The sequence below is a fragment of the Mycobacterium sp. M26 genome, from assembly GCF_001494595.1.
GTDB lineage: Bacteria > Actinomycetota > Actinomycetes > Mycobacteriales > Mycobacteriaceae > Mycobacterium.
Genome location: NZ_LN929907.1, coordinates 576,385 through 591,354 on the forward strand (window position 1 = coordinate 576,385; position 14,970 = coordinate 591,354).

Genomic DNA, 14,970 nt, shown 5'->3' on the forward strand with positions numbered 1-14,970 from the left:
CTCGGCGCCGGGGTGAGCCACTTGAACCTCACCTGTCACACCAGAATCATCTGACTTTAGTTCGGCGCGCCTGCGGCAGTTTGCAGTGTGATCTATGTCTAATTGCTGGACCGGTCGCTGCGGTAAAGTAGTGCTCCGGTCAACAGAAGTCGACCACAGGAGTGATCCTTGTGTACCTCAACCCGATATCTCGCTCGCGGGTCGCGCGTATAGCCTGGTCGTTGTTCCGGCACCCGGTGAAGAGCCGGGCGTTCTCGGAGAAACACGAGCGCCTGGTCACCGCCGACGAGCTCGTCCGCTTCGGCTTCTAGCAACGGTTTGACACGGCAGTTGACGCTGCCGTTATTTTGCCGGGCGTTATTGAGCCGTTATCTGGCTCGGTCATTGCCCGTCAGCGGGCGTCCATAGCCCGGAATCCCGGATCGCTTCGGCGAGCGGCTCCAGCACCGCGGGATCGTGCGGGGTGGGCAGGTAGATGATCGCCAGGTCCAATCCTTCGGCCCCGAGGGCGATCGCATCTTCGATGACACCGCGGTGGCCGCGGTCCGGATCAAGCCGGACGTGCGCGGACAGCATGATGTCCTTCGGGTTGCGGCCGACGTCGGCGCAGTGCGCCTTGAGTACGTCACGCTTGCGGGCGAACTCCTCCGGTGGGCCGCCGACGAAATTCCAGTGGTCAGCGTACTTGGCGGTGATCCGCAGGGTGCGCTTCTCGCCGCTGCCGCCGATGCAGATCGGCGGGTGCGGGCGCTGCGGTCCCTTTGGCTCATTGCGCGCAGCCGTGAGCTGGTAGTACTGGCCGTCAAAGTCAGTGGTGTCCTGGCTCAACAACCCGATGAGCACCTGGCAGGCCTCCTCGAAGCGGTCGAAACGCTCCTTGATGGTGCCCAGTTCGATGCCGTAGGCGCCGGACTCCTCCTCGTTCCAGCCCGCGCCGATGCCGAGCTCCAGGCGGCCGCCGGAGATGATGTCCAGCGCCGCGGCCATATTGGCCAGCACCGCCGGGTGCCGATAGTGGATGCCGGTGACCAGCGTGCCCACTCGTAGCCGGGTGGTGGCCTGGGCCAGCGCGGTCAGTGTGGTCCAGCCCTCCAGGCACGGGCCGGTGGGATCGGAGAAGATCGGATAGAAGTGGTCGAAGGTCCAGCCCGACTCGTAGACATCGATATCGTCGGCGGCCTGCCAGACCGCGAGCATGTCGGCCCAGGTGGTGTTCTGCGGTGAGGTTTTGAAGGCGAATCGCACTGAATCAACCCTACTCAGCCCGGTGAGTTTCGGCCGGGCGGCAGGTCAATACCGACATGATCGATATGACCGCGGCCTGCCGCCGCACCGCAGATGTCCTGACCTCGTTGCGCGACGAGGATCTCACCACACCCACTCCGTGTGCCGGGCTGAACACCGCTGAGCTGGTGGTCCACGTCGGCGGCCTCGCGCAGGCGTTCGCCGCATCCGCCCGCAAGGAGTTCGGTGCGCTCACCGACACCCCGCCGTTCGAGGAGCCGGTTCTCGACAGTGATTGGCGCACAGCCTATCCCGCAGCACTGGGTGCGCTGGCGGACGCGTGGGCCCGGCCTGAGGCGTGGCAGGGGATGACGAGGGTGGCCGGGATGGACCTGCCAGGGGAGACGGCGGGCGTGATCGCATTGACCGAGGTGGTCATCCACGGCTGGGATCTGGCCCGCTCGACCGGGCAGGGCTATGACTGCGATCCCGCGACCCTCGACGTGGTCCTGCCGCACGTGTCGGCCATCGCGGCCGAAGGCCCCGTCGAGGGTCTGTTCGCGGCGGCGGTGCCAATCGACGCCGACGCACCGGTCCTGGACCGGATCATCGCGTTGAGCGGCCGTAACCCGTACTGGGCACCGGCTCAGCTGGGCTGAGCGGCCGGCGTCACGTGGGAGCGGGCGTGGGCAATCGCCTCGTCGAGGGTGTCGATGAGATGGTTCTCGTGGCGGAGCGCATCGACGATGCCGATGGTGGACAGCAGCGCCATGTGTTCGGGCTGAACGCCCTTGATGATGACGGTGATACCGCGGGACTCCAGCTCCTCGCAGATCTCGGCCAGTGTGTGCGCGCCGGTGGCATCGAGCATGCCCAGCTGCGACATCCGGATGATGACCACGGACACCTCAGGGTGATCCGCGTCGGTGATAGCACTCGAAATGCGTTCTGCCGCGCCGAAGAACATCGCCCCGTCCAGGCGGAGTAGCGCGATCCGCTCGTCACCGGGCTGACGCGGTCCGGGTAGCTCCTCACGCACCACGCTGCTGCGTCGCGCCACCGTCCGCAGCGCGAAGAAGGCCGCCACCACCAGACCGATCTCGACCGCCTCGATGAGGTCGAAGCAAATCGTCACCACCGCGGTGAGCACGAACGTGGCCGCGTCCGAGCGTGTCGAGCGCAGGATCTTGCCGACGGTACCGGCCGAGATCATCCGGAATGACGTCACCATCAGCACACCGGCCAAGGCGGACAACGGAATTGCCGACACCGGCCCGGTCGCCAGATAGACGACACCCAGCAGCAGCAGAGAGTGCACGATCGCCGACACCCGGGTGCGCGCACCCGAGCGGACATTGACCGCGGTGCGGGCGATCGCCCCGGTGGCCGGCATCCCGCCGAACAGCCCGGAGGCCACCGAGGCCAAGCCCTGACCGACGAGTTCGCGATCGGGATCGTAGGGACCGGTCGGGGACATGGTGGCCGCCACCCGGGCCGACAGCAGCGATTCGATCGCCGCCAACGCGGCGATGGCCAGCGCCGCCCCCAGCAGAGTGCGCAGCGCTCCGAGGTCGGCGTGCGGCATCACCGGGGCGGGCAGGTGCGAGGGCAGGGCGCCGATCCGGGCCACCGGAAGATGCACGGCGACGACGACCAGGGTCGACACCACCACGGCCGTCAGGGATTCCGGAATGCTGCGATGCAGGCGCGGCAGCCCGAGCATGAGCGCCGCGACGAGCCCGACGATCGCCAGCGTGCGCCATGCCGACGACCAGTCGGCATGGGTGATGACCGACCACGCGGCCGGAAGTGTGCGCTGCCCGGCCGGCGCGGCGACGCCGAAGGCGGCCGGAACCTGCTGCAGAAAGATGATGGCCGCGATACCGAGGGTGAAGCCCTCGATCACCGGCCACGGAATGAACGTCACCGCGCGGCCGAGGCCCGAGACGCCGGCTGCCAGCACGAGCACCCCGGCCAGCACCGTCACCAGCGCCACGCTGCCGAGACCGTGCTGGGCGACGATCGGCGCCAGCACCACCGCCATCGCGCCCGTCGGCCCCGACACCTGCACGTGCGATCCGCCGAACACCGCGGCGACCAGACCGGCGATGACCGCGGTGATCAGGCCGGCCGCCGCCCCCACGCCGGAGCTGATACCGAAGGCCAATGCCAGCGGCAATGCCACCACGCCGACGGTGATCCCGGCCAGGATGTCGCGGCGCCACGACCGCGGCAACTCCGCGTAATCGCTGCGGTGGGGCAGCAGCCGGGACACCGCCCCCGCTGCCTTGGCGATCACCGTGGTCCCCCGACCGGGGGCAGGGCGTCGAACGCTTCGAGTTGTTGCTGCTGAGCCTTGAGGGTGTCGGCCAGGAAGGTGCGGGCGATGACGAGAAGGTCCGAGATCGACGGGTGCGCGAGCTCGTAATAGACGGCGTTGCCGACGCGCTGGGCTCCCACCACCTGATGGCGCTTGAGCACGGCGAGGTGCTGGGAGAGCAGGGTCGGCTCGATCTCGGTATCCGCCAGAATCTCGCTGACCGTGGTGGGCCGGGCGTTGGCCGACAGAATCTCCAGGACACGGATCCGGGCGGGGTGGGCCAGCGCCTTGAACAGGTTGGCCTTGATCTCGTAGAGCGGCCGTTCGGTGCCACCGGGGAAGGTGCTGGGCACTGGCCACCTCGCTTCATAATCACTTGATGGATTGAACAAATCCTCAATCCACTGTAGCGCGGTGGCCGGGCGCCGCCCCAGCCGGAGCACACTGGAGACATGGACCCGGTGGCCGCGCTCCGCGAGATCGCCTACTACAAGGACCGTGCGCGGGAAGACACCCGCCGCGTGATGGCCTACCGCAAGGCGGCCGACGTCGTCGAAGCACTCGACGAGACCACGCGCCAACGGCACGCCACGGCGAACACGTGGCAGTCGCTGCCCGGGATCGGGCCGAAGACCGCGACGGTGATTGCCCAGGCCGTCGCGGGCCAGGTGCCCGACGTTCTCGTCGAATTGCGCTCAGCAGCAGAGGATCTCGGCGGCGGCCACATCAGGGAGGCCATTCGGGGTGATCTGCACTGTCATTCGGACTGGTCGGACGGATCCGCCCCGATCCGGGAGATGATGACCACCGCCGCCGCCCTCGGCCACGAGTACTGCGCACTGACCGACCACTCGCCACGGCTGAAGATCGCCAACGGCCTGTCGGCGGACCGGCTGCGCCGCCAGCTCGACATCATCGACGAGCTGCGCGACGAGGTGGCGCCGTTCCGGATCCTGACCGGGATCGAGGTGGACATCCTCGAGGACGGCACCCTGGACCAGGACCCCGAGCTGCTGGACCGCCTGGACGTCGTCGTGGCCAGCGTGCACTCCAAACTGGCCATGGACGCCCCGTCGATGACCCGCCGCATGGTCCGCGCTGTCTCGAACGCGCGGGTCAACGTGCTCGGCCACTGCACGGGACGGCTGGTTGCCGGCGCGCGGGGGCTGCGGCCCGAGTCCAGCTTCGACGCCGAGAAGGTGTTCGAGGCCTGTCGCGAGCACCGCACCGCTGTGGAGATCAACTCCCGTCCGGAGCGCCGCGATCCGCCGACCCGGCTGCTGAACCTGGCACTGCAGATCGGTTGCGACTTCTCCATTGACACCGACGCCCACGCACCCGGCCAGCTCGACTTCCTCGGCTACGGCGCGCAGCGTGCACTGGACGCCGAGGTTCCCGTCGACCGGATCATCAACACCTGGTCGGCGGACAAGCTGGTCGGCTGGGCTCAGTCCGGCAGCTGAGGCATTTCCAGACCCTGGTCACGGCCGATCAGCACGCCGCGGGTCAGGGCGCTGTTGCCGTAGCGGCGGCGAACCTGGTCCACGGCGGCGTCGAGGTCGATGGCATCCGGGGTGTGCCCACCGAGTGGCAGTTCCAGCTGTTGCGCCCCGCCGGGGTCGATGTTGGAGACCGCGAACCCGATCAGGGTGATCCCGCGTTCGGCGATGAGAGGCTCTGCGGCACAGACCAGTTCGCGCGCGGCGGCCAGGATGGCATCGGTGGACGAGGTGGCCCGTGGCATGGTGTGGGACCGGGTCACCCGCGTGAAGTCGTCGAAGCGCAGGCGCAGCACCACCGTGCGGCCGGTGCGTTGGGCCGCGCGCATCCGCCGGGTGATCCGGTCGACCAGGCCGACCACTACCGCGTCCAGTTCGGCGGGTGTCCTGCGCTGGCGGCCCAGCGCCCGCTGGGCGCCGACCGAGCGGCGGTGCCGGGTGGTCTGGACCCGGCGGCGATCGATGTTGCGGGACAGCGCGAACAGTTGCCGGCCCATCGCCCCGCCGACCATCGAGGCGAGCATCGCCTCACTGAGTTCGGCCACCTGGGCCACGGTGTCGATGCCGTGGCTCTGAAGCTTCTCCGCGGTCTTGGCGCCCACCCCCCACAGCCGGCGCACCGGAAGGGGATGCAGGAACTCCAATTCCGCATCCGGTGGCACCAGCAGGAGCCCGTCCGGCTTGGCCTGCTGGCTGGCGACTTTCGCCAGGAACTTGGTGCGCGCGACGCCAACCGTGATCGGCAGTCCCACCCGGTCGCGAACCTCCTGACGCAGCCGGGCCGCGATCTGCACCGGCTCGCCGGACACCCGCCGCAGCCCCGACACATCGATGAACGCCTCGTCCACCGACAGCGGTTCGACGATCGGCGAGATGTCGCGGAACACCTCGAACACCGCCTCGCTGGCGCGGCTGTACGCCGACATCCGCGGCGGCACCACAATGGCGGCCGGGCACAGCCGGCGGGCCTGGTGCCCGCCCATGGCGGTGCGCACGCCATAGGCCTTGGCCTCATAGCTGGCGGCGAGCACCACCCCGCCGCCGACGATCACCGGCCTGCCGCGCAGCGACGGGTCATCACGCTGCTCGACCGAGGCGTAGAACGAGTCGAGGTCAGCGTGCAGGATGGTCGCCGCAGCTGGTGTTGATCGTGATGATCGAGCCCGGGATGGTCTTGCCCTTGGGCGTGGTGCCGACGATGGTGCCCTTCGACAGATAGCTGTTGACCGGTGTGGGTTGGTCGGAGACCTGGAAACCCGCTTCACGCAACCGCTTTCGGGCAGCATCCAGACTCAGTCCGGTGATGCTGGGGACCTGGCTGCCCGGTCCGCCGTCCACATAGCGTGGATCGGTGGGCGGCAGCGCAATCGGACCGAAATCCTCGGCGATGGGCTTCATCGCCGTGAACCACGTCCGGGCCGGTTCATTACCGCCGTAAAGATTGCCGTAGCCGCACTTACGCAGCGGCCACGAACATAGCCCGCCCGGCTTGGGGGAGTCGTCGAAGATGTAGTTGGCCGCTGCGTACTGGTTGGTGAAACCCAGGAACCCCGAGGAGCGGTGCGATTCCGTCGTCCCGGTCTTGCCGGCCATCGGCAGGCTCCATCCCACCGAGCCGGCCGAACTGGCGGCCGTGCCACCGGTGGAGTCCTTGCTCAACGCGTTGGCCAGGGTGTTGGCCAGCCCCGGGGACACCACCTGCTCGCACTTGGCGGTCTCGACCGCCACCGGCTTGCCGCTGCGGTCGAAGATCTCCGCGATCGGACTCGGTGGACACCACATGCCGCCGGAGGCCAGGGTGGCGGCGACATTCGACAGTTCGAGCGCGTTGAGCTGGAACGGCCCCAGTGTGAATGAGCCCAGGTTCTGGCGCTTGATGAAGTCGGCCAGGCTCTCGTTCTTCTCCGGGTCATACGCCCTGGCGGTACCCGGCTCGGCGTAGGACCGCAGGCCGAGCTTGACCGCCATGTCCACCGCACGCGACACCCCGACCTGCTGGATCAGCCGGGCGAACGCGGTGTTGGGGGACTGGGCCAGCGCGTCGGTGACGCTCATCGGGCTGCGGTAGCCGCCGGCGTTCTTCACACACCAGGTGTCCGGTGGGCAGCCGGGGGTTCCGCTGGTGCCCAGGCCCTTGCCCTGGAACGTCGGGGGGACGTCGAGTTGGGCGTTGATACCCATCCCCATCTCGAGTGCCGCGGCCGTCGTGAAGATCTTGAAGATCGAGCCCGCGCCGTCACCCACCAACGAAAAGGGTTGTGGCTGAACCGTTTCACCCGCGTCCAGGCGCAGACCGTAGTTCCGGTTGTCGCCCATCGCGAGCACCTTGTGGGAGTCGCGGCCGGGCCGGATCACGGTCATGACGCTGGCCACGCCGTCGAGCGTCGGGCTGGCGACGGAGTCGATGGCCTTCTTGACGCTGTTCTGCACGTTGGGGTCCAGCGTGGTCTTGATCAGGTAGCCGTTGCGGGCGATGTCGTCCTTGCTGATCCCGGCCCGGGCCAGGTATTGCAGGACGTAGTCGCAGAAGAAGCCGCGGTCGCCGGCCGCGATGCAGCCCTCCGGCAGGGTCGCCGGCTGCGGCAGGATGCCCAGCGGCTGCTCGCGGGCGGCCCGCAGTTCGTCGGCCTTGTCGGGCAGGTTCTCGATCATGGTGTCCAGCACCAGGTTGCGGCGGGCCAGCGCGGCATCGGGGTTGGTGTACGGGTTCAGTGAACTGGTGGATTGCACCATCCCGGCCAGCAGCGCGGCCTGTTGCCAGTTCAGGTCGGCGGCATTGATGCCGAAGTAGGTCTTGGCGGCGTCCTGCACGCCGTACGCGCCGTTGCCGAACGACACCAGGTTCAGGTAGCGGGTCAGGATCTCTGGTTTGGAGAGCACCTTGTCCAGCGCCAGCGCCATCCGGATCTCGCGCAGCTTGCGCGCCGGTGTGGTCTCGACCGCCGCGCGCCGCTCGGCATCGGTTTGGGCGTTGACCAGAAGGTTGTAGTTCTTGACGTACTGCTGCTCGATGGTCGACCCGCCGCGGGTGTCGACGTCGCCCTGGAGGTAGCCGGCCAGACCGGTCAGCGTGCCCTGGATGTCCACCCCGTTGTGATCGGCGAAGCGTTTGTCCTCGATCGAGACGATGGCCAACTTCATCGTGTCGGCGATCCGATCGGTAGGCACCGGCCACCGGCGCTGGGTGTAGATCCAGGCGATCGGATTGCCGGCGGCGTCGACCATGGTCGAGACGGTGGGGACGGTGCCCTCCATCAGCTGAGCCGAGTCCTGCACAGCGACGTCGGAGGCGTGGTTGATCACCAGGCCCGCGCCGCCGGCGACCGGGAACAACAGTGCAGCAACCAATACCCCGGCCAGGACGCAGTACAACGCCAGCCGTGCGATGGTGGCCCCCCTGGTCGGCTGCTGCGGTTGCTCGTCCGACATACCCGCCAGATTAGGGGGTCACGGAGGGTGATCCGACCTATTTACGCCTGGGTAAATAGAACTCCTGGCGGCGTGCCGTGATCAGCCGGCTGCGCAGGTGCCGTAGATGCTCATCACCCAGACGTGGGCGACGGCTTCCAGGGCGGCGTCCTCGGGCAGCTTCGGCTGCTGATCGCCCTGGGCGGCGAAGACCACCCGCTCGTTCATCAGGTTCAGCGCGGTCGCCAGGTCGCGGGCCGGGATGGTGGCCGGCGCCGCGCCGCGAGCCCGTTCGGCTTCGATGAGTTCGGCGGTGCGGTCGACCCAGGCCGTCATGAACTGCGACCACAGGTCGCGTAGTTCGGCATTGGCGCCCATGGCGGTCAACCCGGCCACCGCCACTCCGCGATGCGGGCGCAGGGCCTCGAAGAACGCGAAGATGCCAGTCCGGCAGACCTGGATCGGGTCGGCAGCCGTCGCCGGTTGCGGGCTCTGGACCGCCGCCGGGTTGGTGGCCGCGATCATGCGCGCGAACAAGCGCACCAGGACCGCGTCCTTGGACGGGAAGTAGAAGTAGAAGGTCGGCCGGGACAAGCCCGCGCCTTTCGCGAGGTCATCGACCGAGATCTCGCCGAATGTCCGCTCGTCGAGCATGCGCTCCAGCGTGTTCAGGATCGCCGATTCGCGTTCGTCACCGGACGGACGGGTGGCGCGGCGGCCCCGGGATCGGGTCGGGCTGACGGTCGGCATGCCCAATACTTTACAGCGCGTTGAATAATTCGACACAGTGTTGACCTATTCAACGCGGCGTTGATAGCGTGGCGCCATGACCGAACACGTCGATGTTGTGATCGTTGGTGCAGGCATTTCCGGGATCAGCGCCGCCTGGCATCTGCAGAACCGGTGCCCGTCGAAGTCCTTCGTGGTGCTCGAGCGCCGCGCCAACCTCGGTGGCACTTGGGACCTGTTCAAGTACCCCGGCATCCGGTCGGACTCGGACATGTTCACCCTCGGCTTCCGGTTCAAGCCGTGGACCGACACCAAGTCGATCGCCGATGGTCCCTCGATCATGAGCTACCTGCAGGAGACCGTGCGCGAGTCCGGACTGGACCGGCACATCCGCTATGGCCAGCGGGTGGTCGCCGCCGAGTGGTCGAGTGCGGACAACCAGTGGACCGTTCGGGTGGAATCAGACGGCGAGCAGCGCGACATCACCTGTTCGTTCCTGTTTGCCTGCAGTGGCTACTACAACTACGACGAGGGCTACTCCCCGGAGTTCCCCGGCGCGCAGGACTTCGCCGGCACCATCGTGCACCCGCAGCACTGGCCCGAGGATCTCGACTACACCGGCAAGCGCATCGTCGTGATCGGCAGTGGAGCCACCGCCGTGACTCTCATTCCGGCACTGGCCAATTCGGGTGCCGACCATGTGACCATGCTGCAGCGGTCACCCACCTACATCGGTGCGCTGCCCGACGTCGACCCGTTTGCGACCCGGGTCAACAAGCTTCTGCCCGACAAGCCGGCCTACGTGGTCAACCGGTGGAAGAGCATCCTGTTCCAGTCCGCCCAGTACCGGATTGCCCGGCGCTTCCCGGCCTTCATGCGCAAGCAGCTGATGACGATGGCCAAGCGCCGGCTGCCCGAGGGTTATGACGTCGAGAAGCACTTCGGTCCGCACTACAACGTGTGGGACGAGCGACTCTGCCTGGCGCCCAACGGTGATCTGTTCCGGACCATCAAGAAGGGCCGGGCAGAGGTGGTCACCGACACCATCGAGCGGTTCACCGCGACGGGGATCATGCTCGCCTCAGGCCGCGAGCTGCCGGCCGACATCATCGTCACCGCAACAGGTTTGAACCTGCAACTCTTCGGCGGTGCCGACATCCGCAAAGACGGCGCACCGCTGGATCTGACCACCACCATGGCCTACAAGGGGATGATGCTCTCCGGTGTGCCGAACATGGCCTTCACCATCGGCTACACCAACGCCTCCTGGACGCTGAAAGCCGACCTGGTGTCCGAATTCGTCTGCCGCGTCCTCAATTACATGGATGAGGCGGGTTTCGATCACGTCGAACCCGCCAGCCCGGAGTCCGGTGTCGAAGAGCGCCCACTGCTGGACTTCACCCCCGGCTATGTGTTGCGGGCACTGGACCGGCTGCCTAAGGCGGGCTCGGTGGCGCCATGGAAGCTCAAGCAGAACTATCTGCTGGACCTGCGGCTGATCCGGCACGGCAAGGTCGACGACGACGCGCTGGACTTCTCCAAACGCCGTGTAGCAGTGGGGGTTTAGCTCGGGGTGACGACGATTCCGTCGTCGTCGCTGTAGGCCACCTCGCCGGGGGCGAAGGTGACCCCACCGAAACTGACCGGCACATCGCGTTCGCCGGCACCGGTCTTGGTGCTCTTGCGCGGGTTGGTGCCAAGCGCCTTGATGCCGATGTCGAGGGTGCGCAGCGTCGCGGCGTCGCGCACCGCGCCGTGCACGATCAGGCCGGCCCAGCCGTTGGAACGGGCCAGCTCGGCGATGACGTCACCGACGAGGGCGGCATGAACCGAGGCGTCGCCGTCGATGACCAGCACCCGGCCGTCGCCCGGTTCGGACAGCACCGACTTCAGCAGGGCGTTGTCCTGGAAACAGCGCACGGTGCTGATCGGTCCGGCGAATTCGGTGCGGCCGCCGAACTGGCGGAACTGCACATCGCAGCTGCGGACCTCGGGCCCGATGTCGTCGACGAGGTCGGCGGTCGGGCGGAAGGTGACGCTCACCCGGCTCAGTCCTCCTCGCGGTGGCGACGCCGCCGGATAAGCAGTGCGATCAGGACAGCGACGGCGAAACCCACCGCGAAGGGCAGCGGAGAGCGGCTGTCCTCGACCGGGGCGGGCACGGCCGGTGTGGACAACGGGCTGGCCGCCTGCTCGACGGAGGACTTCGCGTTGGCCGCGGCTTCCCGGGCGGCCTCGGCCAGCGGCGGGGTGCCGTTTCCGGCCACCAGCGCGGCGTGCGGGGCCGGCGGCTCGAGTGCGGGCGGCGCCACTGCGGCCTCGAGCGCGGGCGGTGGCACCTTCTTGGCCGGGGCCTTCTTCACCGGTGCCTTCTTCACGGCATCGGCGGCCTTGGCCGGTGCTTTCTTGGCGGGTGCCTTCTTGGCGGGCGCCTTCTTCACCGGGGCTTTCTTGGCCGGGACCTTCTTCGCAGCGGCCTTCTGGGGCGGTTGCGGCTCCGGCGGCGTGGCACCACCCTGCTCGGGCTGGTCCTGCGCTTCTGCCATCGGGCTGCTCCTTTGCAGTGTCTTCTCACCTACGCCGGCGGTACCCATCATGCCAGCGGGGGTGCCGGTACCGGCGAGCTGACCTCGGTCAGGACCGGCGGCGCAGCGCCAGGGCCGCGCCCGCTGCGATCAGCAGAACCGCCGCCACGACGAAGGGCCATACCGGCAGTGCCTTCTCGGGGGTGCTGGCCGGTGCCGCCGCCGGGGCGGCGGCGGGGGTGGTCGACGGAGCTGGTGCGGTGGTGCCGGCGGTGGCCAGCGTGAAGGCCCATGACCCGGTCACGACGTGGCCGTCGGCTGAGGTCACCCGGTAGTTCACCGTGTAGCGGCCGGCCGGGCCCGAAGAGCGCACCCCGACGCTGACGGCGACTCCCTGCACCTGCGGTGCGCCGTCCGACCACAGGGCGCCTTCGGGGCCTACGACCGTCATGGCCGCGAACTCGGACTGCATCTGTTCGTTGAAGGTGGCGGTCACCCGGGCCGGGATGGCTGCCACCGTCGAGTCCTGGGCGGGATCGGCGGAGACCAGGAACGCATGCGCCCAGGCCACTGCGGTGCTGCCGGTCATCAGGGCGGCGATCGCCAGGATCACCGCAACGAGTCGTTTCATGTCCGCCTCCTGGTCAGTGCGACGCCGACGCCGATGGCGCCGACGAGTAGCGCTCCGCCGGCCAGGGCGCGCGCGGTGTTGTCCGGGGATTCCTCGGGCTGCGCTGCGCTGGTGGGCGCAGCCGCCACCGACGGCGCCGGCGGCGTGGTCGGGCTCGTGTGATGCTCTTCGGCCTCGTGCGGGCCGGCGGTCAGCTTCAGGGTCGGCGCCGGGAACTCCGGCTCCTCGCCATTGGCCAGCAGCGGCTGATCCCAGTGCACGGTGGTGCCGTCGGCGTAGGTCTGGACCACCGGGAACGTCACCGAGTCGGCGTCCGGCAGCGCAATCGAGATGGGAAACAGCTCGAACTGCTGGGCGCCGATCCCGGCGTTGGGTGTCGCGGTGAACGTGACCGCGCGGTACGCACCGTCGGCATTGCGGTCCAGGGTGGCCGTCCAGCCTGCCAGTACATCGGTGCTTGCCGAGGCGACATTCGGCAGCGTGATCATGACTTGCGTTGTCGGCGAACCCTTTTCGGATTCGTTCGGGACCTGGAACGTCACCAGTGCGTCATCGCCGCGCACCGCATGATCCGAGGAGACGTGGATGTGCGCGGCCGCGGTGGCCATACCGACCCAGGATCCCAGCACGAGCGTGGACAGCACCGCGGACAGCGTCAGCAGCCGCGACCGGGAGCGGATCAGCATCTGGTCAGAGCACGCCGAGCCGGGCCATCAGGTCTGCGTCGATCCCGTCGAGCTGTTCGGCGATCGCGGTATGGGCGGCCCGGCGCCGCGGGCCGGGCATGTTCTCGGCGGCTGTCACCGCCGCCGACAGCGAGGACAGCCGCTCGGTCATCGCGGCGACGAACTGCTTGGTTTCGGCGTCCTTCGGCTTCTTCTCGGCGACCGCACGCAGCGAGGTCTCGGCACCGGCGATCCGCGCGGACAGCTGCCCACCCTGGCCGGAGAACTGGCCGAGCTGGCTCAGCGGAACGCCGAGCCGGTCGGCCCGGCGTTCGTCGATCACACCGCGGGCGGCGATTGCGGCACGGTAGGCGATCGGCACGACGACGGGGGCGAGCAGCCGGGAGACCGTCAGCGCCCGGCGGATCCGGGTGGGGGACAGGAGTTTGCCCTCCCGCACCGCCTTCAGCTCGGCCTCGGCAACTTTCACCGCCGCCCGATCGGCATCGCGGGCGGCCCTGAGTTGGGCCTTGATCGCCTTGTTCTCGGCACGCTCGGTGGCCTTGATCCGCTTGGCCTCGTTCTTGGCCGCCAACCGGGCCTCCAGCTTGGCGCGGGCCTTGATCGCGCGGGCCTCCGCCCGACGCGTCGCACGGCTTTTGCGCTTGGTGAACAGGCCCATCCCTGCTGCCTCCCGGGTAGGTCGTCGGCGATCGGCGAGGTGGGCTCGCGACCAGGTGTGCCCACCCTATCGCCCGAGCCAAGGCGGCAGATCACGACCTGCGCATATGCGACAATGCTCGGAGAGCTTCTGACCCGGCGCGCCGTCAGCGCCGCTAACTCGAGGAACCCTGTGAACCGGTCGTCTGTGCGGGCCGCTGCGATTAGCTGGATCGTTGCGTGCGGCTTGTTCTACGGCGGTGCGGGCACGCTCGCGGCGGCGCCGGCGGCTGCGGCGCCCGACACGGTTCATAACGGGCCGGACGGCGCGGACACCGCAGGGGACGCACCCAGCAACACCCCGCGGACCGGTGGTCACCGGCAACGTGGACAGGGCAGCCGCCCCGGTGACGACACCACCGCAGCCCCGGGCACGGGCCGCCCGGGTAGCCACCGGCTGCCCCGGGCCGCGCACTACCCGGGTCCGCCGAGTGCACCCGGCGATGACGAACCGGGTGACGGCGACACCGAACACCCGACCGAACCGGGTGACGAGACGCCGGGCTACCCGGAGAGTCCCGGCGACCCCGAGTTTCCGAGCTGGCCGGGACACTGGCCCCACGATTGGCCGGGTAACTGGCCTGGCCACGAGCCGGGGGACTGGCCCGAGAACTGGCCCTGGCCCTGGCCGCCGTGCGACGAGGACCCGGGCGACGGCGGTGGCAGCGTCGGATCGCCGGCCCCCGGTGTCGGAGGCGTCCGGCCGCCGGAAAGTTCCGGCGGTGGCAGCGGCGGCGGGATCGGTTTCCCGCCCGTCACCGTCCCGTCGGTACCCGGTGTGCCGAGCGAGCCGACTCCGGTCAGCGTCGAGGGCGGCGCCGCGCCGCCGGCAGCCACCGGTGAGCCGGCCACCCTCGAGATGCCGCCGGTGATCGGCCTGCCCCCGGTGTTCGAGGCGCCGCTGCGCCCGGTCGGGACGCCGAGCGGGGCCGGACCTGCCGAATCCGGACTCGGTGCCCGCGGGAATCCGGCCCGGGAACCGAACTCCAAAGCCGAGCGGATACCCGCCAGCGCCGGCACCGGTACAGAACCCCCGCCGTCGTTTAGGGTGGGCTATCCCGAGTACCTCCGGGACGCCAAAGTTGGTGAGATCGCTGCGCTGGCCCTGCCCGGATTCGCCGGTCTCCTCGCTCTCACGGCGCTCGGTGGTGTCGTCGGGTATCGCCAAGCAAGGGCCGGCCACGGAGTGCGGGCTGCAGGGACCGCACGGTTCCTGCGGTGACCGTGGCAAGCCCTACCGGACCACACA

At 68.8% G+C, this 14,970-nt stretch carries 15 protein-coding genes; 4 read left to right on the top strand and 11 right to left on the bottom strand.

The window, feature by feature from the left end; all coding sequences use genetic code 11:
- Positions 1-381: 381 nt before the first annotated feature.
- On the bottom strand, positions 382-1,245 hold the full coding sequence (locus BN3385_RS02815) for an LLM class F420-dependent oxidoreductase (RefSeq protein WP_059014833.1): 864 nt from the start codon (positions 1,243-1,245) through the stop codon (positions 382-384).
- Between the two features lie 56 nt (positions 1,246-1,301).
- On the opposite strand from BN3385_RS02815, the gene BN3385_RS02820 reads away from it, so the two are divergent.
- Positions 1,302-1,883, top strand: a complete 582-nt coding sequence (locus BN3385_RS02820) for a TIGR03086 family metal-binding protein (protein ID WP_059014835.1) — start codon at positions 1,302-1,304, stop codon at positions 1,881-1,883.
- Here BN3385_RS02820 and BN3385_RS02825 read toward each other — a convergent pair.
- Both BN3385_RS02825 and BN3385_RS02830 read right to left on the bottom strand, forming a co-directional pair.
- A complete protein-coding gene (locus BN3385_RS02825) occupies positions 1,871-3,523 on the bottom strand; it encodes a SulP family inorganic anion transporter (protein WP_059014837.1) in 1,653 nt (550 codons plus the stop codon). The two genes, BN3385_RS02820 and BN3385_RS02825, sit on opposite strands and share 13 nt — an antisense overlap.
- Positions 3,520-3,897 (bottom strand): ArsR/SmtB family transcription factor, encoded by a 378-nt coding sequence (locus tag BN3385_RS02830; RefSeq protein WP_059014839.1) that lies wholly within the window; start codon positions 3,895-3,897, stop codon positions 3,520-3,522. The genes BN3385_RS02825 and BN3385_RS02830 overlap by 4 nt, the downstream gene beginning before the upstream one ends.
- Positions 3,898-3,996: 99 nt before the next feature.
- On the opposite strand from BN3385_RS02830, the gene BN3385_RS02835 reads away from it, so the two are divergent.
- Complete coding sequence (locus BN3385_RS02835) at positions 3,997-5,007, top strand: PHP domain-containing protein (RefSeq protein WP_059014841.1); 1,011 nt, start codon at positions 3,997-3,999, stop codon at positions 5,005-5,007.
- Here the strand turns inward: BN3385_RS02835 and dinB are convergent.
- From dinB to BN3385_RS02850, 3 genes are all read right to left on the bottom strand, one after another.
- Complete coding sequence (gene dinB / locus BN3385_RS02840) at positions 4,992-6,170, bottom strand: DNA polymerase IV (RefSeq protein WP_059016316.1); 1,179 nt, start codon at positions 6,168-6,170, stop codon at positions 4,992-4,994. The two genes, BN3385_RS02835 and dinB, sit on opposite strands and share 16 nt — an antisense overlap.
- On the bottom strand, positions 6,157-8,472 hold the full coding sequence (ponA2, locus tag BN3385_RS28830; protein ID WP_082690251.1) for a transglycosylase/D,D-transpeptidase PonA2: 2,316 nt from the start codon (positions 8,470-8,472) through the stop codon (positions 6,157-6,159). The genes dinB and ponA2 overlap by 14 nt, the downstream gene beginning before the upstream one ends.
- Before the next feature lie 81 nt (positions 8,473-8,553).
- Entirely contained in the window at positions 8,554-9,201 is a 648-nt protein-coding gene (locus BN3385_RS02850; RefSeq protein ID WP_059014843.1) for a TetR/AcrR family transcriptional regulator, read from the bottom strand.
- A gap of 76 nt (positions 9,202-9,277) precedes the next feature.
- On the opposite strand from BN3385_RS02850, the gene BN3385_RS02855 reads away from it, so the two are divergent.
- Positions 9,278-10,747 carry a flavin-containing monooxygenase gene (locus BN3385_RS02855; protein WP_059014845.1) on the top strand — a complete coding sequence of 490 codons (1,470 nt, stop codon included), beginning with the start codon at positions 9,278-9,280 and terminating at the stop codon, positions 10,745-10,747.
- On the opposite strand, the gene rraA is transcribed toward BN3385_RS02855, so the two are convergent.
- The 5 genes from rraA to BN3385_RS02880 form a co-directional block, all read right to left on the bottom strand.
- Positions 10,744-11,223: a ribonuclease E activity regulator RraA gene (rraA, locus tag BN3385_RS02860; protein WP_059014847.1), complete on the bottom strand. Its 480-nt coding sequence runs from the start codon at positions 11,221-11,223 to the stop codon at positions 10,744-10,746. The two genes, BN3385_RS02855 and rraA, sit on opposite strands and share 4 nt — an antisense overlap.
- A 5-nt stretch (positions 11,224-11,228) precedes the next feature.
- Complete coding sequence (locus BN3385_RS02865) at positions 11,229-11,726, bottom strand: hypothetical protein (RefSeq protein ID WP_059014848.1); 498 nt, start codon at positions 11,724-11,726, stop codon at positions 11,229-11,231.
- Positions 11,727-11,814: 88 nt separating this feature from the next.
- Entirely contained in the window at positions 11,815-12,336 is a 522-nt protein-coding gene (locus BN3385_RS02870; RefSeq protein ID WP_059014850.1) for a copper resistance CopC family protein, read from the bottom strand.
- A complete protein-coding gene (locus BN3385_RS02875) occupies positions 12,333-13,022 on the bottom strand; it encodes a YcnI family copper-binding membrane protein (protein ID WP_059014852.1) in 690 nt (229 codons plus the stop codon). The genes BN3385_RS02870 and BN3385_RS02875 overlap by 4 nt, the downstream gene beginning before the upstream one ends.
- A gap of 4 nt (positions 13,023-13,026) precedes the next feature.
- Positions 13,027-13,683: a DUF6474 family protein gene (locus BN3385_RS02880; RefSeq protein ID WP_059014854.1), complete on the bottom strand. Its 657-nt coding sequence runs from the start codon at positions 13,681-13,683 to the stop codon at positions 13,027-13,029.
- A gap of 171 nt (positions 13,684-13,854) precedes the next feature.
- Here BN3385_RS02880 and BN3385_RS02885 point away from each other — a divergent pair, with 171 nt between their 5' ends.
- The gene (locus tag BN3385_RS02885) at positions 13,855-14,943 is read left to right on the top strand and encodes a hypothetical protein (RefSeq protein WP_156432529.1); all 1,089 of its coding nucleotides are present in this window, start codon (positions 13,855-13,857) and stop codon (positions 14,941-14,943) included.
- Positions 14,944-14,970: the final 27 nt, after the last annotated feature.

Bases quoted from the DNA above. Each gene is read 5' to 3' on its own strand.
- BN3385_RS02820 (WP_059014835.1), top strand. From the start codon at position 1,302: ATGATCGATATGACCGCGGCCTGCCGCCGCACCGCAGATGTCCTGACC.
- BN3385_RS02835 (WP_059014841.1), top strand. From the start codon at position 3,997: ATGGACCCGGTGGCCGCGCTCCGCGAGATCGCCTACTACAAGGACCGT.
- ponA2 (WP_082690251.1), bottom strand. From the start codon at position 8,472: ATGTCGGACGAGCAACCGCAGCAGCCGACCAGGGGGGCCACCATCGCA.
- BN3385_RS02850 (WP_059014843.1), bottom strand. From the start codon at position 9,201: ATGCCGACCGTCAGCCCGACCCGATCCCGGGGCCGCCGCGCCACCCGT.
- BN3385_RS02855 (WP_059014845.1), top strand. From the start codon at position 9,278: ATGACCGAACACGTCGATGTTGTGATCGTTGGTGCAGGCATTTCCGGG.
- BN3385_RS02865 (WP_059014848.1), bottom strand. From the start codon at position 11,726: ATGGCAGAAGCGCAGGACCAGCCCGAGCAGGGTGGTGCCACGCCGCCG.
- BN3385_RS02870 (WP_059014850.1), bottom strand. From the start codon at position 12,336: ATGAAACGACTCGTTGCGGTGATCCTGGCGATCGCCGCCCTGATGACC.
- BN3385_RS02875 (WP_059014852.1), bottom strand. From the start codon at position 13,022: ATGCTGATCCGCTCCCGGTCGCGGCTGCTGACGCTGTCCGCGGTGCTG.
- BN3385_RS02880 (WP_059014854.1), bottom strand. From the start codon at position 13,683: ATGGGCCTGTTCACCAAGCGCAAAAGCCGTGCGACGCGTCGGGCGGAG.